Below are 26,222 nucleotides of genomic sequence, written 5' to 3'. Positions count from 1 at the left end.
GGTGGCCGCGTTCTGATCAGACATTTCGGGACGCTCTCGTGGGCGTGCCGGCGGGGCCGGCACGCGTCGTACCAGCCCCCGGCTCTTACAACGAATCAGCCGGGCCAGGTGCCGGTCAGGCGGCGAACGGCCGCCGCACCGGCACGGTCGACGGCCGCCCTGACGCCTGCGAAGATCGCGCCCTGCAGCGTGGCGGCAAGGAGCACCTCGCCCCAACCACGATCCTCGTCGGTGGCGCCGGGGGCGTCCTCGTCGTGGCCGAGCATCGTCCACGTCCGGTTGAACAGCGTTCCGGCGGCCATGCCACTGACCGCGCCGAGCGCCAGGCCGACCGGCTTGTAGGCGAGCTTGGACGCTTTCATGACCTCACCCGTTCCGGCGCCGGCACACCAGCCAGACGGCTACGGCCGCACCGGCGGCTGCCAGCCACAGACGACGGTTGTCCCGAGCCGCCGTGCCCGCCTGGGAGGACTTGACCCGCACCGACTCGGGCGCCTTCTCCTGCCACAACTGGCCGGCCTCGGCCGCCTTCACACGAACCTGCCCCGCCGCTTGGGCGGCCCTGTCCTTGACCGGGTCCGGAACCTTGTCCTGCACCCGGGAAACGGCCTGGGCCGCCTTCTCCTTCAACTGCCCCGCCTGCAGCGCGGCCTGCTCCTTCAACCCCCCGGCCCTGGCGGCGACCTGGCCCTTGACCTCGGCGGCCCTCTCCTGGGCGCGGGCCTTGACGTCGGTCTTGGCCGCGAGCGCCTCCACTGTCTGGCCGAGCTCCTCGCGGGTCTGCTCTACCTGCCCGCGCAGCTCCTCGGTGTTCTTCACGGTCGGCTCGTCGTGAGGCGGTTGGGTCATCGGTGCGCACTCTCCTTGATCTCGGCCACGTCGGCCTTGACGTTCTGAACCGTCTGCTCAGGCGCAGGCGGGGCAGCCTGGTCGACCTGCGTCTTTCCACTGATGGCCAGCACGGCGGCGATCACACCCAGCGCCGCGGTAACGATCAGCGCCGCCGCCCACACCGGCAGCGCCACCGCCAGCGCGGCGACCACGGTGGCGACCAGCGCCTGCGCCATCAGCAAGCCGACGACGCCGGCACCTCCGAACAGTCCACCGCCCTTGCCGTAGTGCTTGCCCTTGTCTTTCATCTCCACCTGCGCCAGGCGCAGTTCGCCGCGCACCAGCTCGGTCAGCTGCTGCGATGCCCGCTGCACCAGCTCCCCCACCGGCTCGGCCGCCGGCACCTGCTGGCGCGGACCGTGGTGCGGCTGCGTGGATGACATGGCGATCACCTCCCCTGTACTGGCTTCTCCCGCCCAGAAAGGCACCGCGGCACCTCCTGGTGACCGCGCGGGTACCCCAAACAAGCCAGTCCAGGACAACGATGTGGGCTCGCATTCATGCACCGTCACAGTGCCTGCCAGTGGTGACCGGCAGGAACGCACTCGCCGAAGGGTCTCGCCAACTCAGCGAAGAGGCCCAGAGCGCTCACGACAGCCGCCGCAGCGCCAGCAGGGGGCTGTGGCGGACGAGCCAGGCGGCCACGAGGCCGATCACGGCGCCGGCGGCGACGTCGCTGGGGTAGTGCGCGCCGCTCTGCACACGCTCGATCGCCACCGTGGCGGCCGGGACCGCGCACGCCATGCCCGCCACGGGCCATGTGGGCCAGGCGGCCGCGGTGAACGCTATAGCCGCTGCGGTTTGCCCGGAGGGGAACGACGAGGAGGCGGGGCGGTCCTCGACCTCGTCATGCGGGATCCACTCCTTGGGCGGCCGGGGCCGGTCGGCCAGCTGCTTGCACAGCCCGTCGGAAATCAGCTGCGCGACCGTCAGCGCCGCAAGGCCGGCCGCCGCCGCGCGCCGCCCGCGCCAGCCGCCGGCCCAGGCCATCACCGCCGCCGCCCCGCACCACAGCTTCGTGCTCTCCGCGCACTCCTCCACCACCGACAGCGTCCCGTGCACGCCCGGCGCCGTGCAGGCGGCAAGCCTCTGGGTCACACGCCGATCCGCCTCACGCAAGCCCGCCAACAGCCTCATGACCTGCAAGTATCCCGAAGATCACCCCATCATGCCCCTGCTATTTTCAGACGGGGAGACCTGGCAGGTGGCGGCCGCAGGCGGCATCGCGCCCGACCGCGCAGGATGATCCTGTGGTTGCCGTGCCTGCAGGCCCTGGCGGTCAGACGTCGTCCAGTCGGCGCACGTCGTCCTCGTCCCACTTCTGGGTGTCGCGGGGCTGGGTGTAGGGCTCGGCCTCGGGCGGGTGCCCGCCTGCGACGGCGCGCTGGCGCACGGCCTCGGCGTCGAACTCCAACCCGAGCAGGACGGCGAGGTTGGTGATCCACAGCCAGACGAGGAAGACGATGACTCCGGCCATGGTGCCGTAGGTCTTGTTGTAGGAGGCGAAGTTGGCGACGTAGAACGCGAATCCGGCGGAGGCGATCATCCAGATCAGCAGCGCGAGGAAGCTGCCCGGTGTCACCCAGCGGAAGCCCTTCACCTTCGCGTTCGGGCTCGCCCAGTACAGGATCGCGATCATCAAAGTGACCAGGACGACCAGCACTGGCCACTTGGCGATGCCCCACACCGTCACCGCCGTGTCCCCAAGGCCCAGCGTCTGCCCGGCCTTGCTTGCCAGGCTGCCGGTGAAGACGACGATCAGCGCACTGGCCACCGCGAGCACCATCAGCCCGATCGTGACGCCCAGGCGCACCGACAGGATCTTCCATACCGGGCGGCCTTCGGGCATGTCGTAGACGGCGTTGGCGGCGCGGATGAAGGCGGCCACGTACCCGGATGCCGACCACACCGCCAGCACGATGCCCACCAGCGCCATCAGCGATCCGGTGCCCGTGCTGCCCTGCAACTGCTCCACCGCCCGGGTGATGATGTCCCGCGCGGAACCGGGTGCCAGTTGCTTGAGGTTGGCCAGCACCCTGTCGGTGGCCGATTTCCCGGTGATCCCCAACAAAGAGACCAACACCAGCAGGGCCGGGAACAGCGACAGCACCCCGTAGTAGGTCAGCGCCGCCGCCCGGTCGGCCAGTTCGTCATCTTGGAACTCCTTCAGACTCCCCTTCAGCACCGCACCCCAGGCCCGCTTCGGCAGCTTCGTCGGCGCACCCGGCGCCGCCTGCTCCACCTGCTGATCCGGCCCAGCCTCCCGCGGCGACGGCACCCGGGAAGCCCGAGCCCGAGCACCATTGTGATCGTCCTTTCGCCCTGAAAGATGCAGCTTCGCCATACAAGCGCGGGTATCCGCGCCGCGCAGACTCAAAGCCCCGCCGGGCGCCGCCCTCCAGCAGCAATCTTCACCTCACCCTCACAACGCCGCGGTGCCCGCCTCCTGCGAGGCGGGCACCCGAGGTGCTATCGCCATCGAAGAAGGGACGCGACGCTGTGGTCGTCATAGCGGTACTGCTCCTACCGGCGCTGGGACTGCTGTTGCTGGTGATGGACCGATTCGAGGACTGGCTGCCCATCCCCTCCTCCAGCCCGCAACACGCGCGAGAACGCCGCCACCTGAAGCTCATCCCCGGCGAAGCGAGCAACGCCGCCTCCCCCTCGACAGCAGCACAGTCCGAGCAGCACCCACACGCCGCATGAACGCGACGCAGACAGATGCGGGCGCCGCGGGGGCGGGCCGCAGCGTCCATCCTGATCCGGGGCGCTCCTGGGACACGGCACGTGACGATGCCCAAGGATGGGCGCAGACGACCATTGCCGGATTGCACATCCGTGCGGACGGCCGGGCCGGGATGCGGCTGCTCGGCTGGGAAGGCGTCCTGCCGCTGTCAGTGGTCCAAACGGTCTTCCCCCTCCAGGCGGATCGCCCCCTACATCCGGCCCAGGATGACGTCATGAGCAGATAGCGCCGCCACTGTCCCGTGCCCCTTAACATGCCGGCTCGCTTACCAGTCGCTCACTCCCGGGGTCCCTGGCCGGCGTCATGCAAGAGGGCCATCGCGCTGGGCCGCGTTGGGGAGTGCGCGGGGAGATCTGACGCTGGACGAGGGACGGGGCGCCCTCGAGCACCGGCCGGAGGAAGCCGCAGGGCCAGCAGGGCGACGTCGTCGGGGGAGCGCTCGGCGAGGAGGCTGGCGAGGAGTTCGTCGCACAGCACCGGCAGGGGTTCGCGGGCGAGGGCGGCGGCGTGCTGGCGCAGCCGGGGCAGGCCGGCGTCCAGGCTCTCGCCGCGGCGGTCGATCAGCCCGTCGGTATACAGCAGGACGGTGGAGCGGGCCGGGAGCGCGACGGTGGCCTGGCTGCGGGGGCGGTGGGGATCGACGCCCAGGGGCAGATCGTGGCTGTCGTTCAGGTACCGGGTGTCGCCCTCGTGGGTGACCAGCAGCGGCGGGAGGTGGCCGGCTTTGGAGTAGTGCAGTTCCCACAGGCCGCCCTCAGGGCCGCGGATGATGCTGTAGATGCAGGTGGCGGTGGTGGCGAGCAGCGTGTGCTGGGACAAATCCAGACGGCGCAAGATGACGTTGGGCGGTTCCTGACGGTCGCAGGCGATGCCGCGCAGCATGTTGCGGACCTGGCTCATGGCGACTGCGGCACGTACGTCGTGGCCGGTGACGTCACCGATGATCAAGGTGGTGACCCCGGTGGGCAGGGTGAAGCTGTCGTACCAGTCGCCGCCGATCTCCGCCGCCTCGCTGCGGGCCGGGTTGTAGCGGGCAGCAAGGCAGCAGGGCGCGTTGCAGGGGGCTCGCAAGGGCGCCAGGGTGATCAGCAACCGCTACGCGGTGTCGGTGGCGCAGCGCGTGGTTCACCTGGTCAACGGCCGGCATCCAAACAAAGCCAGCGGTGCCTGACCTCCCTCCCGCCCAAGTGCGCATGCGTGCGATCGGAGCCGTCCACCGCACCGCCACGTGCACTGGCCAGCACGGCAGCGCCGCGGCCAATTGGGGCTCGCTGCGGGCGCGGGATGCCGTCCAGGCGCGTGCGCGTCTTCGATGAAGGAGGGGCGTGCGACAGTGCGTCAACCGTCCTTGCCCATGGCCTTGCGGACAGCGTCCCTGGTGCGGTCCATCACCGCCGCCATGGGCCCGAGCACGACGTTCTTTGCCATGGACTCGGTGCCCGGGTGTGGATGAGTCGGTGCCATTGCCTCGGCCGCCTTGACCGCCTTGGCCATGTTCGACAGCTGGTCGGGCGAGACATTCGCGCGCAGCTGCTCGAACTCCATCCGCTCTTCCGCCTCCGCGTGCTCGAGCACCGACTCCTGGAGTGAGCGGAGCAAAGGAAGGAATTCCGGGTCCGGGAGATCCATATCGTCCAGACGGCTGAGCATCTCTTTCGCCTGACGCTCTTCCTGCAGCCGCTCGTCCACCACCCGATCCCCGGCTTCCCCCAGCGCCCGACGGGCGTAGGGGTGCACGACCTCCTCTTCAGCAGTCTCGTGCACGGCCAGCATCCGCACCAGGTCCCGGAACGCTTCCCGTTGCTCGTCTCCGCTCGCCGTCAGCACCCGCTCGAAGAGCCGGCGAATCCGCACATGCTGCTCTTTCAGCAGCGTCACCACGTCGTCGGTGGACCCATACTGTGCCTGCTCGGTCACGGCCACTCCTTTCCCAAGCTCGGTGACGAACAGTGCGGCTACCCCTACCATCCGTCACAGATCACAAACCTGACCCTGCCACCCAGCTCGCGGACCCGCGACCGGGACTCATGCTCATGTGGTGAATGAATGTGCAGAGCGGAAAAGTGACGAAGACCGGCAGGCTCCCCCGAGCAGCCCGAGCTCACGCGCCATGCCGCCTATCCACCGCCCGACCACCGCTCGACTCGACCGCCGCCACCCGCAGCTCGCGGGGTCGCCGTTTCCTGGGTGGCGCGGCAGACCGGAGACCGAGAGAGCTGGACGACCGAGATGTATCTCCGCCGTCGGACGGCGGTTGAGGTGACGTCGATGACAGACCGCGGTGGTGCCGGCGCTGGCTGCGATGCCGGGACGGTGATGGTCAACGCTTGTTCACCCGGTCACCGGTCGGTCTCGCCGTGCTGGACAGCACCAGCGAGCCGCGCTGATGACACCGACCCGGCCGCCTTCCGCCCCGGCGGGCGCACCACCACAGCGCAGTCACTCGGAGATCAGCAAGCAGTGGGATGGTCTTGTCCTGTGAGTGATCAGCACGATCCGGTGTGGGGGTGCCTGGTTGGCCCCCTGGTCACCGTGATGATCCGGACCTGCTGGAATGGGATTACGGCGGCTACGAAGGCCTGACTGTCGAGCAGATCCGCGCGTCAAGGCCAGGCTGGGTCCTGTGTGCGCGACGGCGTCGTTACCGGCGACGCCGACCACCGCGGCGAGCAGCTCCACCAGGTGGCCGCGTGCACGGACGCTGTGCTGGACCGCATCCGGCCGCTGCTGAGCGACGGCGACGTCGCCGTCGTGGCGCACGGCCACCTGGCCCGCGCACTCACCGTGCGCTGGCTCGGCCTCGACGCCTCCGTGAGCCGGCTACTCGGCCACCCGCATCCAGGCACTCTCAGCTTCCTGGCCACCGAGGACGGGCAGCCCTTTATCTCCGCCTGGAACGTCCCGTAGCGCAAACCCGCCGCGTCGCGAGGTGTCACGAGAGGCGCCGGAAGTAATGAGTGCCGCGGCGATGCCGACGAAGGCTCGGTAGTGCTCGGCCCTCCTTTCAGCAGGGCCCGATCACCGTGCTGCCGGCGGGGACGACTGTGCTGCCGCCGCCGCAGCGAGCCAACTCGCGTCGCAGTTCGAGGTTCTCGCCGTGGGCCTGAGCGAGGGCGTCCCGCAGAGCCTTGTCGGTTTCGCGGAGTGCCTCTTCAGCCGCGTGATCTCCGAAGTGAGGGCGAGGACAAGGTTGTTGTTCTCGCTTCACGCGCTGCGGCTCGCCTTGCAGATCACCGCTGTCGGGTGAAGACTGGTGCATACCGGCCGTGCCGCGCCGTGGACAACGCCTTGTTCTCCACTGGGCTCTACCGCCCGCCGGATTGCCTCAACGGTTTGCCTTGACAGTCTTGTCATGCCTTGACGGCCCTGCGCCGAAGCCTCCATGAATCCGGCGTGGCCGGCCGGTCGCCATAACGAGGACGAGCCGACTCCCATTGGCGCCTTGCAACCCGACTAGGGAGGAAAACCATGGCAACAAATGTTTCGGGAGCACCTCCGCGGCCGGATCAAGAGACCGCCACGAGGCCCAGCGTCACGACCGCCCTGGAAGGCGGTGTTGTCGACCGCTCAATCCTCGAATCGGTTCGCACGCTCGAACCGACGTTCCTTGACGTGCCAACGGAAGGTGGCGGCGCGGACAAATTCGTGGACAACGGGGGAAAAGTTCTGCAGGTTACGCAACTTTTCCTCATCTATTGGGGAAGTGCCTGGACGTCCACCCCCGCACCGACGCCGACCTCCGCCCAGATCACTGCCGCCTGCCAGACCATAATGGCCGGCCCCTACATGGCCGGGCTCGCCCAGTACCGCGGCATAGGGCGTGGTTTCGTCCGCGGCTCCACAGTGATCGCATCGTCCAACCCGCCGAACAACTTCACCGACGCCCAGGTCAGCACCTTCCTCGACGGTCAGATCACCGCGGGCACGGTGCCCGGGCCCGACATCGACAACCAAACGCTTTACTGCGTGGTGATGCCGACCGGCGTGAGCCCGAGTAACACCAGTTTCAGCGGCGAGCACACGTACTACACGCGATCGGGTCAGCGGATTCACTTCGCCTGGGTCACCAACTCCGGGAATCTGGACAGGATTACCACGATCCTCAGCCACGAACTCGTTGAATCCGCGACTGATCCTGAGGGAACCGCGTTCCTTGGCGTGACGGGAACGTGCAGTCAGGGCGGCTGGTGCGAGATCGGCGACGTCTGCTCGGCGACGTCCAAGCTCGACGGGGTGACGGTGCAGTCGTACTGGTCGAACGCCGCAGGCCAGTGTCTTGTCCCCGCCTGGCCAGCGCGGACCTACCCCCGGGTGGGCGTCCAGTGGACCGGCACCGTCGCCCCGCACTCATCCGGCCGATGGTTCACCTTCAACTGGCCTGAATGGGAACGGGTCGAATGGCGGATGCTGCCGGTCGTCCCTCAGCCGGGAGCCGCTCAGCTCAGCTGGAACGTGGAGATCGAGCGCGCGTCCGGAAACAACCTGACCTACTGGATCAAGGTCACCAACCTGACTGGCCAGAGCGTCACCTTCGAAGGACGCTACTGCGTCCTCGGCCGTACCTGAATCCACCTCGACACCCCCGACAAGGAGGCCGCCGTGATCACCGGAGTACAGTTCCGCGGCACGCTGAACCCCAATCAGACAGGCCGCTGGTTCACCTACAACTGGTCGGCGCCACAGCACGTTCTGTGGGAGGTCGTGCCCGACAGCGCCCGTCCGGGCGCCGCGCAAGTCGACTGGGACGTCGCCATCGAGCGCGCCGACGCGGACCACGTCACGTACTGGATCACCGTCAAGAACCTGACCGCCGCTGCGATGCAGTTCGAGGCGCGTTACGCGGTCCTTGCCTGAGGAGAGGCCATGCGACTTGTCCTCGAAATTCCCGACCACATCCTCACCGCCGCCAGTTCAGCGCCGGGCAGTGCGGAGAGCGCCGGCGGATACGGTGGCGTGGCCAGCTTCGCCGCAGCCGATGCCATCTCCGCCGGCCCCGCCCCGTACATCACGGGAACAGGGTCCGCCGGGGCCACATCGTCCACCGCATCCGATGGGGAGGCCCCGTACAGCGGGGCGGCCACATCCGCTGACGGTGACACCGCCCGCGACGGCGGACCGGCTCCGCGTTGACCGACCACGACAGGCAGAGGACGCTCTCCTGGCACCACCAGGGGTACGGGAGAAGGCAGACCAGGCATACCAGCTTCTCCGACACTGGCGAGACCTGCTCAAGCCAGATGGCTCGCTGACCTCGACGGAGTGGGACACGGCACGACACGAGTTCCACGAAGCACAGATGGATCTTCTGTCTGCAATGAGCACGTCTCTCTGAGTCGCAGGGACTCTGTGCCGATGGCGTTCGGGATGAGGCGGACGGATAGGAAACTGGCAGCGGAGCCAGAACCGACCACGTCCGCCGACGCGCGCTCACCCAACTTCCCCTGAACAGGGAAAACGTCCAAGCGGTGGCCACGCGGTCCGCCTTGGTCGCCACTCTCCTCGGTGTCAGCCCACGAACCTCGCCGACCACATCCCCGACCTTCCTTCGCGATCTCCCGCAGGCTCATCGCGCCGGACTCATACAAACCGCGAAACCGCCGAAGCTCCAGCCAGCGATGCGGATCCAAGACCACCGTCAGCCGCCCCTCTGCCACCTCGAACCGACAGCAGCAGACTCGCGACCCTTGCCCCTCACCGCATCACGAACGGTGCACTCTCATCCGTACGAGGTGGTGCACGTTCACTTGTACGCGGACAGGATGTGCAGATCGTCGCCGGTCTCGCGTCGGCGGCGCAGATCTCGGTCTACTTCACCAATTGGGACCAGAAGGGCTGGATCGATCTGCTCGACCAGGTTCTCCAGGACAAGCCGGTGGCCCTGTCGATCAGTTACGGGTGGCCCGAGGACAGCCCCGACTGGGCGGACGTCGGCATCACCGAGATCGACAAACGGCTGGCCGCAGCGGCAGAGCTGGGTATCACCGTCTGCGTCTCCTCCGGCGACGACGGCTCGGGCGATCAGGAGGATGACGGGCGTTGCCACATCAACTACCCCGCCACCAGTGCCTTCGTTCTCAGCGTGGGCGGTACGGTGATCAATGGTGCCGATGAGGAGGCTTGGTGGGTAGCGCCCGGTGAACGCGCCGGTGGGGGCGGTGCGACCGGCGGCGGTGTCAGCACCGTCTTCGACCGTCCGAGCTGGCAGCAGAACGTCCGGCTGGACTCCCTGAACCAGGGTGCCAAGGCCGGGCGGGTGGTACCGGACGTCGCAGCGCTGGCCGGTCCGCCGATCAGCCCGGCGTCTGCCCGAGGCTCGCGCTGTCCACTCGCCGATGCGGGCGAGGGCCCTTGGACGGTACGGCGCCGCCGCCGAATGATCGGGCGCCACCTCGTTGGTGGCCGATCCCAGCCAGGGACGGCCTCCCCGCACGCCCAGCTTCCGCCTCGGCGACCGGGCGGCGTGAACACCCACATCGCCCCCGCCCCGGCGTTGCCGCGCTACGCCGTCCCGGTGGCCGGACCCCTCGGCCGGACCCACCGAGACGGCGCCCGGGCGTCATCGGTGCGTCAATGAATCGAACGTGTACGCGTCTCGGCGAAGGACACCCAGCATGCCGCAACCAGGTCCGGTGAGCCATGTCGTGATCATGGTTCAGGAGAACCACACCACCGACAACTACTTCCTCTCCATGGCCGCCTACGGCGCCACTATCGCCATCGGATGGCCCCTGACCCCAATCCCCCGCTGGCAGACCCGCCCCACGACCGCCACGCCTACTACCGCTGGCTGAACCGTTCCGACTTCTCTGCCGCTCCGTTGTGAGCTGTCAGAGAGGATGGGACACGTGCCCAAGAAGATTGACGCAGCCCTTCGTAGCCAGGCCGTGAGGCTGGTGACAGAGCATCGTGCGGAGTACTCCTCCGAGCGTGCACTGCACGTCCAGGTCGCTGATTCCCTTGGCGTCTCCCGGGAGTCCGTGCGGCGCTGGGTCACCCAGCACGAGATCGACAGCGGCCAGGCAGCGGGCGTGAGCACGGACGAGCGCGAGGAACTGCGCAGGCTGCGGGCGGAGAACAGACGGCTGCGCGAGGTCAACGAGGTACTGAAGTCCGCGACGATTTTCTTCGCCGGGGAGCTCGACCCCCGAAACCGCTGATCGTGGCGTTCGCCGATCAGATGCGGGCCACCGGGTATGCCGTCCCGGTCTCCGGCACCTGTTCGGGCTCGACCAGGGTGTGCTCGACGGTGCGGCCGTTGCGCAGCCAGGACAGGAACCCGGCGACCGCCGGGACGCCGAGATCGCCCCACCTTCCGGTCTCGTCACGCTGTTCCAGGAACGTCCACCACTGGGCCAGCGAGGTCGCATATCCGCGGACCGTGTTCGGTGACCACAGCTGCCGATGAGCCTCCAGCCAGTCCTCGACCGGCGCGACGGTCCGGTACTTCTCGTCGATCACGGTCCAGTCCGCTGCCCGTTCGCGGGCCGGACCGCCAAGCTGTGTGCCACTGATGTCGTTCCGTCTCGTTGAAGAACTCCCGTTGATAGCAATGCATCAACGACGCTGAACGCTCACGGTGACGCTCGTTGCAGACAGAGAAGAGAGGGGCTCAGCCCCGTTGATAACGACGGGTCCGAACCGAATGACGGACTCGCCGGAGTGGAGCCAGCGTAGGGCCGCGAGGTCGCGGATCTGGGCAGCGGGCAGTTTCGGGGAGGCGTTGAAGTCGCAGCCCTCCAGGGTGGCCTGCTGCTCGAACTTGGCGGATCTGGCTCTTCTCGTCCACGCAAAGAACCAGCGCCTTCTCCGGCGGGTCGAGGTAAAGACCCACGATGTCGCGAACCTTATCGATGAACTGGGGGTCGTTGCTTGGCTAGCAGGGTGCCTACTTCTCCGATTGCACGGGTGATGGTGGAGCGGTCGACCCCGAACAGCAGCCCCAGGACGACGTGCGGAAGGTCGTGTCGCAGATGAATGAGCGTGGCCGTCAGCCGGTCGACGAAGACCAGTTGATGACGGGCTCCGGCCCCTGCGGCCCGGTTCCTGACCCCGCCTCGCGCAGCATGGCGACGTCCCTCGAACCCCGGCCTGCCATGGCATGGCCAACTCATCGGTCAGAAAGGCCAGATGACGCCGAGAGATCCCCGTGAACAGCCGATGCGCGAGACCGCCCGATTGACCATGATCGCCACAGTCGGACTCATGCCACCAGCCAAGTGCGACACCTCACCCGCTATCACGCACCAGCTCGTAAGGGCTCGCAGAGAATCAACATGCTGATTTGATCTCCGTGGGGCTGCGGTTCTCGAGGAACGCCGTGACGTCAGCGGGGGTGCGGAACCTGACTGTCGGGCGGGATCGTGTAGCCGTGCGCCGCCAGGAGGGGCTGAACTTGGTGGACGGCCCTGGTAAGGGTGCTGCCGGTGACTCCGAAGAGCTGGGCAAGCAGATCTCTGGTGCCGAGTTTGCGCAGGTAGAGCACGGTGGCCAGGACTCTGTCGGCGGTGGTCAGCTTGTCCTTGGCCCCTGCACCGCGAGCACGGATGCGTTCGCCTCCTCGCTGTTGGAGCCGCCCTTGCTCACGTAACTCGTCCAAATCCACGGCTAGTTGGTTGATGAGTTCGTCCAGCGCGGGTTCGGGCATGCCGGTCAGCTCCGGGTCTCGCAGACCCCTTGTGCGGGGCTGCGGGCACGGGCCGCCGGCTGACCGTGGGTTCTGGACTGCGCCAGAGGTGTCGCGGGGGTGAGGGTGGAGGGTGTAGTTCCAGGCACCGTGGAAGCGGTGGCGGTGCATGGGCAGGGCGTCGATGTCGCTGTCGGTGACCTTGATGCCGGTGTCGTAGGTGCCCGGGTCGAGTTCTGCGTGGACCTTCAGGCCGGTGCGGGTGGTGGTCGCCGCGATGCTGTTCACGATGACGTCGTGGCTGGTCAGCGGTCGCCCGCGCCAGTTCATGGAGATGTGGGAGAACAGCCGGTGCTCGATCTTGTTCCACTTCGAGGTGCCCGGCGGCATGTGGCAGACCGTGACGTCCAGGCCCGTCTCCGCGGCCAGGGCGGCGAGTTCGGTCTTCCAGGCCCGGGTGCGGTAGCCGTTGGACCCGCCCGCCTCCGCAGTGATCAGCAGACGCGTGGCGGCCGGATAGCCGTGCCGGCCCCGGCCCTGCCACCAGCGGCGGATGGAGGCGACAGCGAACGCGGCGGTGTCGTGATCGGTGCCGACACTGACCCAGCCGGTGCTCGCGGCGATGTCGTAGATCCCGTAGGGGATCGCCTTGCCCGGTCCCTGCCGGTCCAGGAAATCGTGCGTCTTGACCAGTACCGGCTCACCGGCAGGCCGCCACTGGTGGCCCGCGTTCTTGTAGTCGCCGACGAGTTCCTTCTTCTTCGCATCAACGCTGATCACCAGCTGTCCGGCATCGATGTGCTGCCTGGCCCGCTCATTGAGCGGTGTGCATCGTGAAGTCGCAGGTCACGGGTCTTGCGTGTCGTTGTTTCGGGGTGCTCGCGCTGATCGTGCGGGGCAGTCTGGGGAGTAGATCGTCTGGCGGGGCGGCTTTCCGGGTTCCCGCCCGTGGTCGAGGGTGTCGCTTCTACGATCCGGCGCATGATGGACCCCGAGGTGCTGGAGCGGATCACCGCGCGACGTGCGGAGCTGGATGAACTCGAAGAACAGCTGGCCAAACAGCTGGTGGAGGTGCGGGCGGAGCGGGACGAGCTCGCCGTAGCCGAACGGGTTCTGCAGCGGCTGAGCGAGCAGATCGCCGACGAGCAGACGCAGGCCGGGGCGTCGGTCGTTCAAGTAGCGGGCCGGGCAGTGCGGTTGGTCCCGGACCGAGCGCCGGGCGTGGCCGAGTCCGCGCTGCCGGCGGAGTACCAGCGCATCCTGGCCGCGGTGCGGCAGGCCGACGGTCCGGTCGCGGTCCGGCAGATCGGCGAGGTGCTGGGCCTGGACACCGGGGTGCGGGGCAAGCTGGAGCCGCTGCGCGGGAAGCTGACGAAGCTGGCTGACCGTGGCTGGCTGCACAAACGCCCCGACGGACGCTTCACCGCACGCCGGTAATCGCACGGAATGGGGCGTAACTGGCGGACCCCGGCGGAAGTTGAGGTTGGTGTGAAGAAAAACAACCCTCACGCCGAGGGCCCCGACCCGCTTGTCTACACCGCCCGTCTACCGCTGTCGAGCACCACCTTGAACTACCTCGCCGACCTGATCCGCGGCCACTGCAAGAAGATCAGATCGCGGTGGCGGGCGCTGTCCGCCGGGAAGATCGCGGGCATCGTGGTGGCGGTGCTGCGCTGTGACCAGCGGCCCGGCGATCTGGCCGGCGGGAACGGGATACACCGCACCACTGTCACGCGCTGGGTGCGCGAGGTGGTCGGGCTGCTGGCTGCCCGTGCCCCGCGCCTGGACCGGGCGTTGAAGAAGATCACCCGAAAGGGCGGCGGCATCGTACTGCTGGACGGTTCCCTCATCCGCACCCGGCGGCGCACCGGGAGGGAGAACCGGAGGAACTACTCGGGCAAGAGCAAGTGCCATGGCCTGCTCGTGATCGCGCTCACCGACGAGAGCGGCCGGCTGATATGGATCTCCGCAGTGCGGCCCGGACGCACGTCGGAGATCACCGCCTGCCGCCATGACAGGCTCACCGCTCACCTGCGGGCGGCCGGGCTCGGCGCCATCGCCGACCTAGGGTTCGTCGGCCTCGACGACAGCGGTCCGGACGCCGACCCGACGGTGATCACCGGCTACAAGGCCGCCCGGAACCGGCCCCTGACCCGCGGTCAGAAGCTGTCCAACACCGCACTCGCCGCGGTGCGGGCGCCGGTCGAGCACGGCTTCGCCCACCTGAAGAACTGGCGGGTGCTCGGCAGGCTCCGCACCGACCCGAGATGGGCGACTGCCCTGGTCAGGGCGCTGCTGGTCTTGACGTACCGCGAGGTCTCCCGGTGACCGGCGATGCCCCCGACCAGGCCGAGCACCCCGAAGCCCACGCACACCAGAGCCATCACCAGCAACTTGACGATGCACGCACCTATTCACCGTTTGGCTGCGAAGCTTCGAGGTCGGCCGGCGCCGATGGTGCTTGGTGGGTTCTGGCCCGGGGGTTTTCCGCACCTTGAAGCGGGGGTTGGCCGGTTGGGCGATCGGGTGGGTTGCCGACACGCTTGAGAGACCACATCAGGAGGGCACGGGAGCAAGGGGGAGAGGGTGGACCGACCGATGGAGCAGGGACTCGCGCGTCGTGTGATGCTGGGCGGGGCGGTCGCGGCTGGTGCGGCGATCCTCGGCGGAGGGGCGGCCTTTGCCGAGGGGAACGGGCAGCCGGTGGCGAGCAGGCCGGTGCATCCCGATATGGCCCAGCTGGAGCGCGAGTTGATCGCATTGCGGCGGGATATCCACCGACACCCCGAGGCGCCGGGGCAGGAGTATCGCACCGCCGAGCTGGTGGCCCGGCACCTTCAGCACGCGGGGCTGAGCGTCACCACAGGAGTGGGCGGCAACGGCGTCGTCGGTATCCTGCACGGCTCGCTGCCGGGCCGGACGGTCGCCTACCGGGCCGACATGGACGCGGTGCCGCCGCAGAGCATCATCGGTGGCGGGCCCGCGACCGCTCATGTCTGCGGGCATGACATCCACACCACGGTGGCCGTAGGCATCGCACGGACCCTGGCCCAGATGCGTCAACGACTGAGTGGCACCGTGGTGTTCCTCTTCCAGCCCGCCGAGGAGTCGCTGGCGGGGGCACGCAAGGTGCTGGACTCGGGGATCCTGGAGCGCACCGGAGTCCAAGAGATCCACGCGTTGCACTGCGGACCATTCCCGGTGGGACAGTTCGCTGTGACCCCGGGTTACGGGCTGCCCGGACAGGACCACGCCGGGATAACCCTGTCCGGTCTGGGCGCGCCCGCGGCCGCACAGCGGCTCGCCACCGAGATCGGCGCCCTATCCACGGTGAAGCCACCCACAACCGAAGCCGAGCTGGCACAGCTGGTAGCGGAACTGCAGACACCGGGCGGCCCGCTGACCCGATTCGTGGTCGCCCAGGCACGGGCACAGGAGTCCACGGTGAGCGTGTCCTCTCGCTGCTGGCCACCGGACCGCTACCAGGAGGTGCGCGAGAACATCCGCCGACTGGCCGGGCGGTACGAAGGCGCCCAGGTCACCTTCCCCGCCGAGCCGTTCCCCGCCACGGTCTGCCCGGTGGGCGATGCCCGCGCCGTCGCACGTCAACTGCGCCGCACGCTAGGCACGGACGCCGTGACCGTGATGCACGCGGCGATTCCCTTCAGCGGCGAGGACTTCGCCCTCTACCTGAACCGCATCCCGGGTACGTACACATTCCTCGGGGTCCGTACCCCCGGCGCCGCCGTCACGACCTCCTACCCGCACTTCCCGGACTTCACCCCGGACGAGCGGGCCATCGGCCTGGGCGTCCGCGCCATGGCGGCCTGGCTCGCCGAACGGGCCCGCTGTTAGCGGCGGCGGACAACGCCTCTTGCCGTCAGGCCGGGGTGTGCGCACAGTGTCCCAGCCACTTCGGTCGTGAACCTGGCGCCATTCGCGAAAGGCCCTTCGACGAGGCCCGTGCGGCCGGACACGAAACCGGGCCCCGTGAGCCGCAGACTCACGCTCTGAGTTGATCTGCTACCCCTGCGGCCCGGTACCCACGCGCCGGCTTCTTGTGAAGGCGAAGGCTGGCGACGGACGGTTGTCGCTGACTGTCACGTGGCTCGGGGCCGGTCGTCGAGGGAGAGCAGGAGCTTGCGCAGCAGGTTGCCCAGGAGGGCTGGCCAGCTGTTCTTCGAGTCCGTCCAGCTCCGCACGTCGCGCGGTGATCCGCTCCAGCACCTCGGGGTCCATCATGCGCCGGATCGTAGAAGCGACACCCTCGACCACGGGCGGGAACCCGGAAAGCCGCCCCGCCAGACGATCTACTCCCCAGACTGCCCCGCACGATCAGCGCGAGCACCCCGAAACAACGACACGCAAGACCCGTGACCTGCGACTTCACGATGCACACCGCTCATTGATGTAACGGAACTGGGCGTCACGGTCCGGGTGCTGCTTGCCCTCGATGGTCTTGGCACCGGCCTGCAGGCTGAAGCCCTCCTCACGCAGCAGGTCCCCGACCGTGTCCGCGCTCACCCTGTGCCCCTGACGGGTCAGCTCGGCCGCGAGGCTCCTGGTCGACTTCACCGTCCAACGCAGCGGCGACATCGGATCGCCCCGCTCATCGGGGCTGCTGGCCGAACTGCGGGCGACCGGCGTACTGGATCTGTCCCGGGCGTCGGTCGACCGAGCCATCTGCGGGCGATGAAAGGTGGTGCGGCCACCGGCCCGTCCCCGGTGGACCGGGGCAAGACTGGCAGCAAGCACCACGTGATCGTCGAGGCCCACGGCATCCCGCTGGCCGCCACGCTGACCGGCGGCAACCGCAACGACGTGACCCAGCTGATCCCACTGATCCGAGCCGTCCCGCCGATCCGAGGCAAACGCGGCCAACCGCTGCGACGCCCGAAGCACCTCTACGCCGACCGCGGCTACGACCACGAGAGCTACCGCGATCAGGTCCGACGGTTCCAAATCACCCCGCACATCGCCCGACGCGGCACGGAACACGGCTCGGGACTCGGCGTGCACCGCTGGGTCGTGGAGGGCGCCATCGCGCTACTGCACTGGTTCCGCCGCCTACGCATCCGCTGGGAGATCCGCGACGACATCCACCAGGCCTTCATCACACTCGGCTGTGCCGTCATTTGCTGGTGACGACTGAGGACCCCGCTCTGATTCCAGGCCAGCGTAAGGTGGAATCCCGTGTCGCGGACTCGCGCCAAGCACAAGGAGGCGCAAATGCTCGCCAACTCGTCGGCGCTGGCGGCCGGAAGGCGTCATTCGGTCGGACGGCGCTGGGATGGAACCGTTCTCGCTGTGGGCAATACCGCAGCCGCTGAATGTCGTGTCGAGCGATGGGAAGACGTCGTCGCGGTGGCAGCCGGCAACGTCCATGCAGCGACGAATACGGGCAGGTCTCATACGGTGGGACTCAGGTCGGACGGCACGGTGCTGGCAACGGGGTGGAACGGCGATGGGCAATGTGATGTCGCCGGATGGCGAGGCGTCACGGCCGTGGCCGCGGGCTGGCGCCGCACGCTCGGGCTACTCGCGAATGGTCGCGTGCTGGCAGTTGGCCGGAGTTCAGAAGGACAGTGCGACGTGCAGTCCTGGCGCGAGATGGTGGTCCTCTCGTGTGGTGACTGGCACTCGGTCGGCGTCCGGTCGGATGGTTCTGCGCTGGCCGTGGGGAACAACCGACGAGGGCAGTGTGCCGTTGAGGGGTGGCGTGACCTGGCCGCCATTTCGGCCGGGTATCTCCATACCGTCGGTCTCAGAGCCGACGGGCGGGCAGTAGCGACCGGAGAGCGGGCAGCCGGGGCGTGCGCGGTCGATGAGTGGGAAGACGTCGTGGCACTCGACGCGGGCAGCTACCACACCGTCGGAGTCACAGCGTCCGGGCGGGTTCTCGCAGTGGGAGACAACAGCTACGGACAGTGCGAAGTCGGCGATTGGCACAACGTTGTCGCCGCGGCGGCCGGTTCAACGCACACCCTCGGCCTGCGTGCCAACGGCACAGTCGTGACCGCAGGGAACAATGCCGACAGACAGTGCGAAGTCGATGCCTGGTCCGGAGTACACCTTCCATAGGCCCCGGGCCGCGCCAACGCCAACTGACCCACCGTCATTCTCGAGCCCCAGAGACCTCACTCTGATTCCAGTCCTAACTCCCTTCCCGTTCTCCCCGGACGCCCACAGCGGCCGGAGACGCGCGCGGCACCACCGACGCGCGAGAGGGAGACCGCCGACGCCCCCGGATCCCCCGAGGCGCTCCCGCCCGCCCGTTCCCTTCCACCTTCTTCTCCAAACAGGAGCGGCGCAGGGTGCGCTGAGGGAATGTGAGACCCCCGACCACACCGGTTTAGGCATGGTGACCTGTGCAAATGCGCGGACCTCCGGAAGGCTCGCGCAACATATGCCGCAACATCCTTGCCGAGGCTGGCCCGTGTGGGTGATGGCAGCCGGCGACGTCTCGCGGGACGCTGCCCACAGCAGGGGCGCTGGCACCGAGCAGCGCGACCGTCAGCGGCTGGGTGAACCGCGGGAGGCGGTGGGCGGCGTAGGCGAGCGCGCTGATGAACAGCAGGACGACCAGGACCAGCAGCATGACGACCAGCAGAGCGAGCGTGGGTACGACGATTTCACCCTCGGGGGTCAGGCACGCCCAACACAGGCGTGCGGAACGGACGGTGGAGCCTGGGAGCCCCCCGGCCCTTGGCGGGCGCCACCAAGGTCGGGGCCCCGGGGGTTAGCCCGGCAACCGCCCACAACTTCCGTACGGCCGCAGCCCGCAGCCCACCAACGAAAGGCGCCGTACGGCGGCCTGACGGTCCGACGCACCGCGCCCCGCCCGGGGGAGGAGTCCTGGGCGGGGCGAAAACGCGGGAGACGGCCGTACAGGCCGCTTCCTGGCGGTTGTAGGATCTCACCGCGTCCGACATGTCGATCTTTTGCCACCTGGGCTTTCTTGGTTGTCTCATGGCCGTGTCACCATGATCAGTCTCAAGTCCGTGGCATTTGTGCACTCGCCTTCTGGCGCGCACCGGTCGGCAGCGGGCGCGGCCTACGGGCGAGTGCGGGACGGCCCCGCCATCGAGGACGGTGCGACTGTCGTGTGGTGGCCGGCCGGTCCGGTTGGGCCGCCGCGGCTGGTGAGTAGGCGGGGGGCGACGGCGGCGCCTGCGGTAGCCGTGGCTGCAGCGGTCGCGACGACGGTCCAGGCGCCTGGTCCCAGGGGTGTGCAGCCGAAGAACTGGCTGATGCCGGGTGTCTCGACGATGAGGAAGAGGACGGTTGCGGAGGCTGCGCAGGTCGCGATTACGAGGGGGCTGTGCCAGCGAGTGAGGAGGGTTTGGCCGAGTTGGGCGCCGACGAGTGCGGCGAGGCCCATCGTGGAGGCGCGCCGTCCTCCACCGGGGATGAGGCGTGTGAGGTGTCCGATCTGCCAGGACGCGAGGGCGGCCAGGGCGGTTGCGGTGCCGCGGATCGCCAATGCTTGTCCCATGTCGCTGCCGGTGAAGCCCTGTGCGGGGCCGCCGGTCAGGTCGACCGCGGTGTCGGGGTCGGTGCGGTCGGCGGGGGTGATGGCCACAGCGAGGGAGGGCAGCATGTCGGTGAGCATGTTGACCACCAGCAGTTGCCTGGTGGTCAGGGGTGCCTCGCCGCCGAGTGCGGTGCCCAGGACGGTGAAGGCGACCTCGCCGGCGTTGCCGCCCACCAGGATGGCGGCTGCGTCCCGGACGCTGCCCCACAGGGCGCGGCCTTCCCGTAGCGCGTCGAGGATGAGGGTGTTGTCGGGTGCGGTGAGCACGAGGTCAGCCGCGTTGCGGGCGGCTGTGGAGCCGCGGCCGGCGACCGCGATCCCTACGTCGGCGCGGCGGATGGCAGCCGCGTCGTTGGCGCCGTCGCCGGTCATCGCCACCACTCGTCCGGCGCGGCGGAGGTCTTTGACGATGCGTACCTTCTGCGCGGGTGAGACCCGGGCGAAGACGGCCGTCCGCTCGACGGCGGCGAGGCGTTCCGCCGCGGGCAGGGCATCGAGTTCGGCACCGGTGAGCACCTGGTCGGCGTCGGGAATGCCCAGTTGCGCGGCGACGGCCGCGGCGGTGGCCGGGTGATCACCGGTGATCATGGTGACCCGCACCCCTGCCTTGTGCAGTTGGTGCACGGCTTCCTCAGCGTGCGGGCGAGGCGTGTCGGCGATGCCGATGAAGCCGAGCAGGGTGAGCTCCTCCACATGGTCGGCGACGGCTCCGGCCGCCTCCAGGGTGGTGGACAGGGGTCGCTCGGCGACGGCGAGTACCCTCAGGCCGCGCCCGGCGAGTCGGCGTACGGTCGCGGCTGCGGTGCGACGGCGGGCGGCGGTCATAGGGACGTCTTGCCCCGATGCGTGCAGTTGGGTGCAGCGCGTGAGCAGTACTTCGGGCGCCCCCTTGACAGTGATCACCGTGTGCTCGCCGTCGCGGCCCAGTGAGGCGGAGTAGCCGCGGGTCGTCTCGAAGGGCAGTTCTTCCTCCAGTGCCCAGGCGGTATCCGGGGGCAGGTCGCGGGCGGCTGCCAGTACGGCACGGTCGGTGGCATGGGGCACCTGCCGGCCGCCGTCCGGACCGGGTGGCGGGCAGGCCCTGACCGCGGCGCGGACGATGCGTCGGCCGTCGTCGCTGTCCAAGGGCAACGCCTGCGTGGGGCCGGCGGCGCGGACCAGGCGCAGGCGGCCCTCGGTGAGGGTGCCGGTCTTGTCGAAGCACAGGGTGTCGACCCGGCCCAGAGCCTCCAGGGCGTTGGTCGAGCGCACCAGGACGCCCAGCCGGGACAGGCGGCGCGCGGCGGCCAGCTGGGAGACGGTGGCCACCAGCGGCAGTCCCTCGGGCACGGCGGCCACTGCTACTGCGACGCCCGACTCCAGCGCGCGTCGCAGCGGCAGCCCGCGCAGCATGCCCAGGGCGGTGACCGCCGCACCACCGATCGCGGTGGCCGGCAGGGCCCGTCGCGTCAGCTCAGCAAGCCGTGCGTGCATGCTGGAGCCTGTCTCAGGGGCGCCGGCCAGGGCGGCGGCCCTGCCGGTCTCGGTGGCCTCGGCGGTGGCTACCACGATCGCCACCGCCTGTCCGGCGACGACGGTCGTGCCCTCGTAGACCATGCAGTGCCGCTCTGCGGGATCCGCGCCGGGTGCTGGTTCGACCCTCTTGGCCACAGGCAGGGATTCGCCGGTCAGCGTCGCCTCGTCCACCTCCAGAGCGTCCGCCCACAGCAGGCGGGCGTCGGCGGGTACGACATCCTCGGAGCGCAGCACGATCACGTTGCCGGCGGACAGCTCATCGGCTGGGATCACCTGGGTGGGCAGGGCGGTGATGCGTTCCATGCAGTCATCCGCGCCCTGGCAATCCGCGAGAGCACCGGCGGGGACACGGCGGGCCCGGACCTGCTGGTCCAGCAGCAGTTCGCCCAGCGCCTGCTCCGCACGCATACGCTGCGCCCCGCTGATGAGGGCATTACCCGCCATGACCGCGGCGACCAGTACGGCGTCCACACTGGATCCGACGACGGCGGAAGCCGCAGCGCCCAGAGCGAGTACCGGCGTGAGCGGATCATCCAGCTCCTGGCGGGCGGCCACCACCAGCCGAGCCGTCCAGCGCGCCGGGTCGATGACCGTGCGCCGCAGCAGCGGCACCCCGGCCAGCCGTGCCTCAACCTGGCGCATGCGGTTCTTCCACCCTGCTGTACCAGGCTGCTCGCTGCGGGTGACCTGGGCGGCCTCGCTCGCGCCGAGCCGCTGCCAGACCTCACGGCCGGTCAGCGCATGCCAGGCGTCGCGGATCACGGGCCGTGGCGGCGGGCGATGGTTGATCCGCCGCGCGGCGACCGCGTTGGCACACATGGCTGACATCGAGGCCATGTAGACCGGGGGAACGTCCTGCCATGAGATCATCGCTCGCCTCAGCAGCCCCCTGCCCGCGCGTCGGCGCCGACGGCGCCCCGCGATCAAGAGCGTGGCCAGTGCGGATGCGCTCAGCGCCAACTGAGCCGCACGGGCGCTGGCCCGATGGGCGACCGGCACAGCCGTCAACAGCCGCCACACCTCGCGCAGTCCGGGCCCACAGACCAGGTCGGCGCGCCAGTCGGCCGGCCCGCCGGCGCCGCCCAGCACACTGACGCCGACATCCGCCGCCTCCAACGCGTCGTCCTCGCCACGCACCACTGCAAGCACGACATGCCCCTCTTGCTGCAAGTCATTTACTGCAGAGAGGAGTTGGGTTGCGGGTACTGGCGAGTCGTCACCCCAGGGCAGCAGTTCTCCGGTGCTGGCGTGTTCGCTGAGCACCACCTTGCGGGCGACCTGGTGAGCGGTGGCCACCAGCGCCTCGGCCAGGGGGTCCAGTGAGGACCCCACACGCACCCGGCCGCAGCGTCGCCCCTCACCGTCGACCAGATCCAGAACAGTGCCCTGCGGGTCCGCGGGGCCACCCGGCGGGGCGTCTGCCGCCCGTACGAGGTGCCACCCGGCTTCCGCGGTCGCGTCGGCCGCCGTCCGTCCGGGGGCGGGCCAGGGTCCGGGACCGGTCAGCTCCTGCGGCCCGTGGCCGTCGAGCAGCTCACCGGCTACCCGCCACACTCCCGCGTCATCGAGCGCGTCCGCGGTCGAGACGGCCGACAGCAGCCGCAACTGGCCGTCGCACAGTACCCGCGAGTCGATCACGACCGCGCTGATACGGTCCAGCCGCCGCAGCGCACCTGGATCCAGCAGCACGACACCGCGGCGCGCGAGGTCATGAGCGAGCACGCACGCGAAGGCCTCCCGTCCATGGCGGGCCGCCTTGGGCACTGTGGCCAGCACACCCTCCGCCGCCACCGAAACATCCCCAGTGGCGGCCAGGACCCCGAGTCCGCCCACCAGGTGGGCGAGCGCCGTCCGGTCAGCAGCCTTTTCCACCGGCCCGTCCGGCAAGGGACAAGGTCGCACGGCGCGCTCGCCACGCTCCTGCGGCTGGCGCCCGGGGACGGTGAGTTCGCGCTCCCGGCGCTGCCATGACTCGCGGCGGGCCGCGATCTCATACAACTGGAAGCTGCGGTGCACCGCATCGGCCGCCAGCGGCGCCAATCCCTGCCCGGCTCCCTGCACGACGGCGTTCACCGACGCGAGCAGTGCGTCGGCCCGTGCGTGGCCCAGACGCCGCTCCAGCTCACCGCGCACCCATGGCACAGAATCAGCGAGCGCCACCACGGCCCGTACCGGGCTGGGCACCTGCGGCAGGCCGGCCACCCTGCCGATGACAGCCGCCGCGGCTCCCGCACAGTCGGCGGCCAGCGCCGCCAGCGCCGAGGCTTGTGCGAGATCATCGTCAGGGCGTCGGCAGTGCGTCCTGTCGTCCCCGTTCGCCACATGCGAGCGGTGCGCCTCCTCTACGGCTTCGACGGCGCTGACAAGCTCGTCGATGTCCACCGTGCCCTCGGCGTAGGCGACCAGGACATGCCCGGTCACCGCGTTCACCTCCGCCCAGTGCACGCCCTCCAGTCGGCGCAGCGCCCGAGTCAGGGCCGCGACATACCGGTGGTGAGGCTCGCCGTCACCCCCCAGACCACGCACCTCTATGTGTGCACGCCCACCCGATGTCCACACCGCCCGACTACGTCCAACGGCGCAGATCAGCCTCGTAGCGGACACACCACGGGCGACCGCAGACTCCCCGTCCAGTCCCGGCACGACCGCGCGGGCCCACCGCAGTGCAGAGACACCGTGCTCACCCACCTGACCGGCTGCCCGAGCAGTCGTGCGCATACCGGTGACGGCGCTGTACACCACAGCCGCCGAGGCCATCTCCACTGCCGCCACCGGCACAGCCAAAGCCGACCTGACCCAGGAGCCACCCGGAAAATCCACGCCGTCCACCTTCACCCGCGCACGCGAAGCGCACACCGTCACATCGCCCTTGCCTTGAGAAACGCCTACTACCCCCCGACCCCCTTGCCATAACCGGCCATCGGCGGGGCGAGCATTACGGCGGCCTGGTGAGCGCACTGCAAGCAACATCTCGGCGCCGAGCCGTGCACGGCGCCCCATGGCGACAGCTTTCCGGGCTGGACAGCACCTGACCGGGCGCAGCCCCGCACCCCCGGCCTGGAAGCACCGGCGTCACACAGCGGCCGGACTGCGAGCGCGATGGACGGGGAGCGCACCGAGCACATCGTGGCCGCGCTTCGCCGCAGGGTTCGGGCCCGCCTGGCCGGACCGAGTGTCTGCCCGCAGGAGGTGCGCGCCTCGTACTGCCGGATGCCCAGCGAAGGCGACTGGGCTCTGTCAGGCGATGGAGAGAGCTGCGATGAACGGCTCGCGGACGGCTGGATCGCACCAGGCTTCCTCAGTGCCCGCTTGTCCGCATCCGCACTGATGCCGGTTCCAGGGCCGCAGGACGGCGGCATAGAGCTGGCTCCCCAGCGCGGCCCGGAAGGAAACGATGTCCCCGTCGCGTAGGTGGGTGCCGGTTCGGGTGAGGACGTCGGTGATCGTGGACGCGCATCAGCCGGGTCACGCGCTTGCGGTTGATCCTGCGCCCTCTCGCACGCAGTTCAGCATGGACGCGCGGAGCCCCATACGCCCCCTGGTGTTCGGCGTGGATGGCGCGGATCTCGCTCACGGTCCGCTTCTCCTCGGCCTGGCGCTCGATGCGGGTCTGCTCGGTGGCCAGGTGCCGGTAGTAGCCGGCGCGGGACGCTCCAAGCACCCGGCAGATCCGTTTGACGCCGAAGTCGGCACGGTTGTCGGAGATGAAGTCCCAGCGGCGGGGGCTCACTTCACCTCCCGGGCGAAATAGGCCGCTGCCCGGCGCAGGATCTCGCGTTCCAGCTGCCACTCCTGCTCTGCCTTGAGCAGCCGGGCGTTCTCCGCCCGCAACCGGGCCAGTGCCTCGGCCGCGCTCACGCTGCCGTCGCGGCCCTCGGGCACGGCCTGTGAGTCGTCCTTGCGGACCCACGTCCGCAGCGACTCCGCAGTGATCCCGAGATCCGCGGCCACCGCCGCGTACGTCCGCTTCCCGGCTGCGGCGCGGTAGAGCGCGACAGCGCCTTCCTGAACTCCTCCGGATACGGAGACTTGCGTCCCACCTGGACATCCCTCCCTGGACCATCAAGATCCATTGTCAGGGTGTCCACTCCCAAGGATCAGCCTCAGCCGGGCCCTCACCCCGTTACAGATGCAGCCGACGAGAGGCGCTGGTGCCGGGTCGGGGGCAGCCGGAGGGCGAGCAGGGCGACGTCGTCGGGATAGCGCTCGGCGAGGAGGCCGGCGAGGAGTTCGTCGCACAGCACGGGCAGGGGTTCGCGGGCGAGGGCGGCGGCGTGCTGGCGCAGCCGGGTCAGGCCGGCGTCCAGGCTCTCGCCGCGGCGTTCGACCAGCCCGTCGGTGTACAGCAGGAGGGTGGAGCGGGCGGGCAGGTCCACGGTGGCCTGGCTGCGGGGGTGGTGGGGGTCGACGCCCAGGAGAAGGTCGTGGCTGTAGTTGAGGTAGCGGGTGTCACCCTCGTACGTGACCAGCAGTGGCGGCAGATGGCCGGCGTTGGAGTAGTTCAGTTGCCACGGGCCGCCCTCGGGGCCGCGGACGATGGCGTAGATGCAGGTGGCGGTGGTGGTCAGCAGGGTGTCCTGGGCCAGGTCGAGGCGGCGCAGGATGGCGTTGGGCGGTTCCTGGCGGTCGCAGGCGATGCCACGGAGCATGTTGCGGACCTGGCTCATGGTGACCGCGGCGCGTACGTCGTGGCCGGTGACGTCGCCGATGATCAGGGTGGTGTCCCCGGTGGGCAGAGTGAAGCTGTCGTACCAGTCGCCGCCGACCTCCGCCGTCTCGCTACGGGCCGGGTTGTAGCGGGCGGCGAGCTCGAGAGGGCCCACGTGGGGCAGGTCGGGCAGCAGCGCCCGCTGCAGGTGCTCGGCGGTGGCCTGAACCTCCGTGTGCAAACGGGCGTTGTCCGTGTGCAGGGC

General features: G+C 69.3%; 22 protein-coding genes and 6 pseudogenes. 12 read left to right on the top strand and 16 right to left on the bottom strand.

Annotated features, from left to right (window positions below; translation table 11 throughout):
• Positions 1 to 95 precede the first annotated feature (95 nt).
• The 5 genes from ACZ60X_RS41275 to ACZ60X_RS41255 all read right to left on the bottom strand — a co-directional run bounded on the left by ACZ60X_RS41275 (position 96) and on the right by ACZ60X_RS41255 (position 3,235).
• Positions 96 to 362 carry a DUF4235 domain-containing protein gene (locus ACZ60X_RS41275; RefSeq protein ID WP_469610537.1) on the bottom strand — a complete coding sequence of 89 codons (267 nt, stop codon included), beginning with the start codon at positions 360 to 362 and terminating at the stop codon, positions 96 to 98.
• A 4-nt stretch (positions 363 to 366) separates the two neighbouring features.
• Positions 367 to 849: a DUF3618 domain-containing protein gene (locus tag ACZ60X_RS41270; RefSeq protein ID WP_469610535.1), complete on the bottom strand. Its 483-nt coding sequence runs from the start codon at positions 847 to 849 to the stop codon at positions 367 to 369.
• On the bottom strand, positions 846 to 1,274 hold the full coding sequence (locus ACZ60X_RS41265) for a phage holin family protein (RefSeq protein ID WP_469610532.1): 429 nt from the start codon (positions 1,272 to 1,274) through the stop codon (positions 846 to 848). Before ACZ60X_RS41265 ends, ACZ60X_RS41270 begins: the two co-directional genes overlap by 4 nt.
• A 205-nt stretch (positions 1,275 to 1,479) precedes the next feature.
• Positions 1,480 to 1,989 carry a phosphatase PAP2 family protein gene (locus ACZ60X_RS41260; protein ID WP_469610529.1) on the bottom strand — a complete coding sequence of 170 codons (510 nt, stop codon included), beginning with the start codon at positions 1,987 to 1,989 and terminating at the stop codon, positions 1,480 to 1,482.
• 181 nt (positions 1,990 to 2,170) lie between these two features.
• Positions 2,171 to 3,235: a YihY/virulence factor BrkB family protein gene (locus tag ACZ60X_RS41255; protein ID WP_469610526.1), complete on the bottom strand. Its 1,065-nt coding sequence runs from the start codon at positions 3,233 to 3,235 to the stop codon at positions 2,171 to 2,173.
• Positions 3,236 to 3,390: 155 nt separating this feature from the next.
• On the opposite strand from ACZ60X_RS41255, the gene ACZ60X_RS41250 reads away from it, so the two are divergent.
• Complete coding sequence (locus tag ACZ60X_RS41250) at positions 3,391 to 3,597, top strand: hypothetical protein (RefSeq protein WP_469610523.1); 207 nt, start codon at positions 3,391 to 3,393, stop codon at positions 3,595 to 3,597.
• A 316-nt stretch (positions 3,598 to 3,913) separates the two neighbouring features.
• On the opposite strand, the gene ACZ60X_RS41245 is transcribed toward ACZ60X_RS41250, so the two are convergent.
• A complete protein-coding gene (locus ACZ60X_RS41245) occupies positions 3,914 to 4,708 on the bottom strand; it encodes a PP2C family protein-serine/threonine phosphatase (protein WP_469610520.1) in 795 nt (264 codons plus the stop codon).
• Positions 4,709 to 4,975: 267 nt separating this feature from the next.
• Positions 4,976 to 5,554 carry a hemerythrin domain-containing protein gene (locus ACZ60X_RS41240; protein WP_469610517.1) on the bottom strand — a complete coding sequence of 193 codons (579 nt, stop codon included), beginning with the start codon at positions 5,552 to 5,554 and terminating at the stop codon, positions 4,976 to 4,978.
• Positions 5,555 to 6,262: 708 nt separating this feature from the next.
• Here ACZ60X_RS41240 and ACZ60X_RS41235 point away from each other — a divergent pair.
• From ACZ60X_RS41235 to ACZ60X_RS41210, 6 genes are all read left to right on the top strand, one after another.
• Positions 6,263 to 6,544, top strand: coding sequence for a histidine phosphatase family protein (locus ACZ60X_RS41235; RefSeq protein ID WP_469610514.1), 282 nt, complete (start codon positions 6,263 to 6,265; stop codon positions 6,542 to 6,544).
• A 561-nt stretch (positions 6,545 to 7,105) separates the two neighbouring features.
• Positions 7,106 to 8,203: a hypothetical protein gene (locus tag ACZ60X_RS41230; protein WP_469610511.1), complete on the top strand. Its 1,098-nt coding sequence runs from the start codon at positions 7,106 to 7,108 to the stop codon at positions 8,201 to 8,203.
• 33 nt (positions 8,204 to 8,236) lie between these two features.
• Entirely contained in the window at positions 8,237 to 8,491 is a 255-nt protein-coding gene (locus tag ACZ60X_RS41225) for a hypothetical protein (protein WP_469610508.1), read from the top strand.
• 907 nt (positions 8,492 to 9,398) lie between these two features.
• Positions 9,399 to 10,211: a S8/S53 family peptidase gene (locus ACZ60X_RS41220; RefSeq protein ID WP_469610505.1), complete on the top strand. Its 813-nt coding sequence runs from the start codon at positions 9,399 to 9,401 to the stop codon at positions 10,209 to 10,211.
• Between the two features lie 37 nt (positions 10,212 to 10,248).
• Complete coding sequence (locus tag ACZ60X_RS41215; RefSeq protein ID WP_469610502.1) at positions 10,249 to 10,428, top strand: hypothetical protein; 180 nt, start codon at positions 10,249 to 10,251, stop codon at positions 10,426 to 10,428.
• Between the two features lie 102 nt (positions 10,429 to 10,530).
• Positions 10,531 to 10,794, top strand: coding sequence for a transposase (locus tag ACZ60X_RS41210; RefSeq protein WP_469610500.1), 264 nt, complete (start codon positions 10,531 to 10,533; stop codon positions 10,792 to 10,794).
• Between the two features lie 16 nt (positions 10,795 to 10,810).
• On the opposite strand, the gene ACZ60X_RS41205 is transcribed toward ACZ60X_RS41210, so the two are convergent.
• The 5 genes and pseudogenes from ACZ60X_RS41205 to ACZ60X_RS41185 form a co-directional block, all read right to left on the bottom strand.
• On the bottom strand, positions 10,811 to 11,095 hold the full coding sequence (locus tag ACZ60X_RS41205) for a hypothetical protein (protein WP_469610497.1): 285 nt from the start codon (positions 11,093 to 11,095) through the stop codon (positions 10,811 to 10,813).
• Between the two features lie 96 nt (positions 11,096 to 11,191).
• On the bottom strand, positions 11,192 to 11,377 hold the full coding sequence (locus tag ACZ60X_RS41200; RefSeq protein ID WP_469610616.1) for a hypothetical protein: 186 nt from the start codon (positions 11,375 to 11,377) through the stop codon (positions 11,192 to 11,194).
• A gap of 22 nt (positions 11,378 to 11,399) precedes the next feature.
• Positions 11,400 to 11,507, bottom strand: a pseudogene (locus ACZ60X_RS41195) (IS630 family transposase); the annotation flags it as partial.
• Positions 11,503 to 11,820, bottom strand: a pseudogene (locus ACZ60X_RS41190) (helix-turn-helix domain-containing protein); the annotation flags it as partial. The pseudogenes ACZ60X_RS41190 and ACZ60X_RS41195, both read right to left, overlap by 5 nt.
• A gap of 140 nt (positions 11,821 to 11,960) precedes the next feature.
• A pseudogene (locus tag ACZ60X_RS41185) lies at positions 11,961 to 13,082 on the bottom strand (ISAzo13 family transposase); the annotation flags it as partial.
• Between the two features lie 159 nt (positions 13,083 to 13,241).
• Here ACZ60X_RS41185 and ACZ60X_RS41180 point away from each other — a divergent pair.
• From ACZ60X_RS41180 to ACZ60X_RS41170, 3 genes are all read left to right on the top strand, one after another.
• Positions 13,242 to 13,697, top strand: coding sequence for a hypothetical protein (locus ACZ60X_RS41180; RefSeq protein WP_469610494.1), 456 nt, complete (start codon positions 13,242 to 13,244; stop codon positions 13,695 to 13,697).
• Positions 13,698 to 13,748: 51 nt separating this feature from the next.
• Complete coding sequence (locus tag ACZ60X_RS41175) at positions 13,749 to 14,588, top strand: transposase family protein (RefSeq protein ID WP_469610492.1); 840 nt, start codon at positions 13,749 to 13,751, stop codon at positions 14,586 to 14,588.
• A gap of 270 nt (positions 14,589 to 14,858) precedes the next feature.
• Positions 14,859 to 16,115 carry a M20 metallopeptidase family protein gene (locus tag ACZ60X_RS41170; RefSeq protein WP_469610614.1) on the top strand — a complete coding sequence of 419 codons (1,257 nt, stop codon included), beginning with the start codon at positions 14,859 to 14,861 and terminating at the stop codon, positions 16,113 to 16,115.
• Between the two features lie 543 nt (positions 16,116 to 16,658).
• Here the strand turns inward: ACZ60X_RS41170 and ACZ60X_RS41165 are convergent.
• Positions 16,659 to 16,877: pseudogene (locus tag ACZ60X_RS41165) on the bottom strand (ISAzo13-like element transposase-related protein); the annotation flags it as partial.
• A 1-nt stretch (position 16,878) separates the two neighbouring features.
• Here ACZ60X_RS41165 and ACZ60X_RS41160 point away from each other — a divergent pair.
• Both ACZ60X_RS41160 and ACZ60X_RS41155 read left to right on the top strand, forming a co-directional pair.
• Positions 16,879 to 17,405 (top strand): annotated as a pseudogene (locus ACZ60X_RS41160) (IS5 family transposase); the annotation flags it as partial.
• A gap of 84 nt (positions 17,406 to 17,489) precedes the next feature.
• Complete coding sequence (locus ACZ60X_RS41155) at positions 17,490 to 18,341, top strand: RCC1 domain-containing protein (protein WP_469610489.1); 852 nt, start codon at positions 17,490 to 17,492, stop codon at positions 18,339 to 18,341.
• 973 nt (positions 18,342 to 19,314) lie between these two features.
• On the opposite strand, the gene ACZ60X_RS41150 is transcribed toward ACZ60X_RS41155, so the two are convergent.
• The 3 genes and pseudogenes from ACZ60X_RS41150 to ACZ60X_RS41140 all read right to left on the bottom strand — a co-directional run.
• Complete coding sequence (locus ACZ60X_RS41150) at positions 19,315 to 23,730, bottom strand: cation-translocating P-type ATPase (RefSeq protein WP_469610486.1); 4,416 nt, start codon at positions 23,728 to 23,730, stop codon at positions 19,315 to 19,317.
• A gap of 961 nt (positions 23,731 to 24,691) precedes the next feature.
• Positions 24,692 to 25,349: pseudogene (locus tag ACZ60X_RS41145) on the bottom strand (IS3 family transposase); the annotation flags it as partial.
• 75 nt (positions 25,350 to 25,424) lie between these two features.
• A partial coding sequence (locus tag ACZ60X_RS41140; protein WP_469610483.1) for a PP2C family protein-serine/threonine phosphatase occupies positions 25,425 to 26,222 on the bottom strand: 798 nt, incomplete at its 5' end.

It is taken from the genome of Streptomyces sp. NPDC104106 (assembly GCF_055584345.1).
Note: the sequence above shows the minus strand (reverse complement) of the source record. Positions and strands in the feature narration are given on the sequence as shown.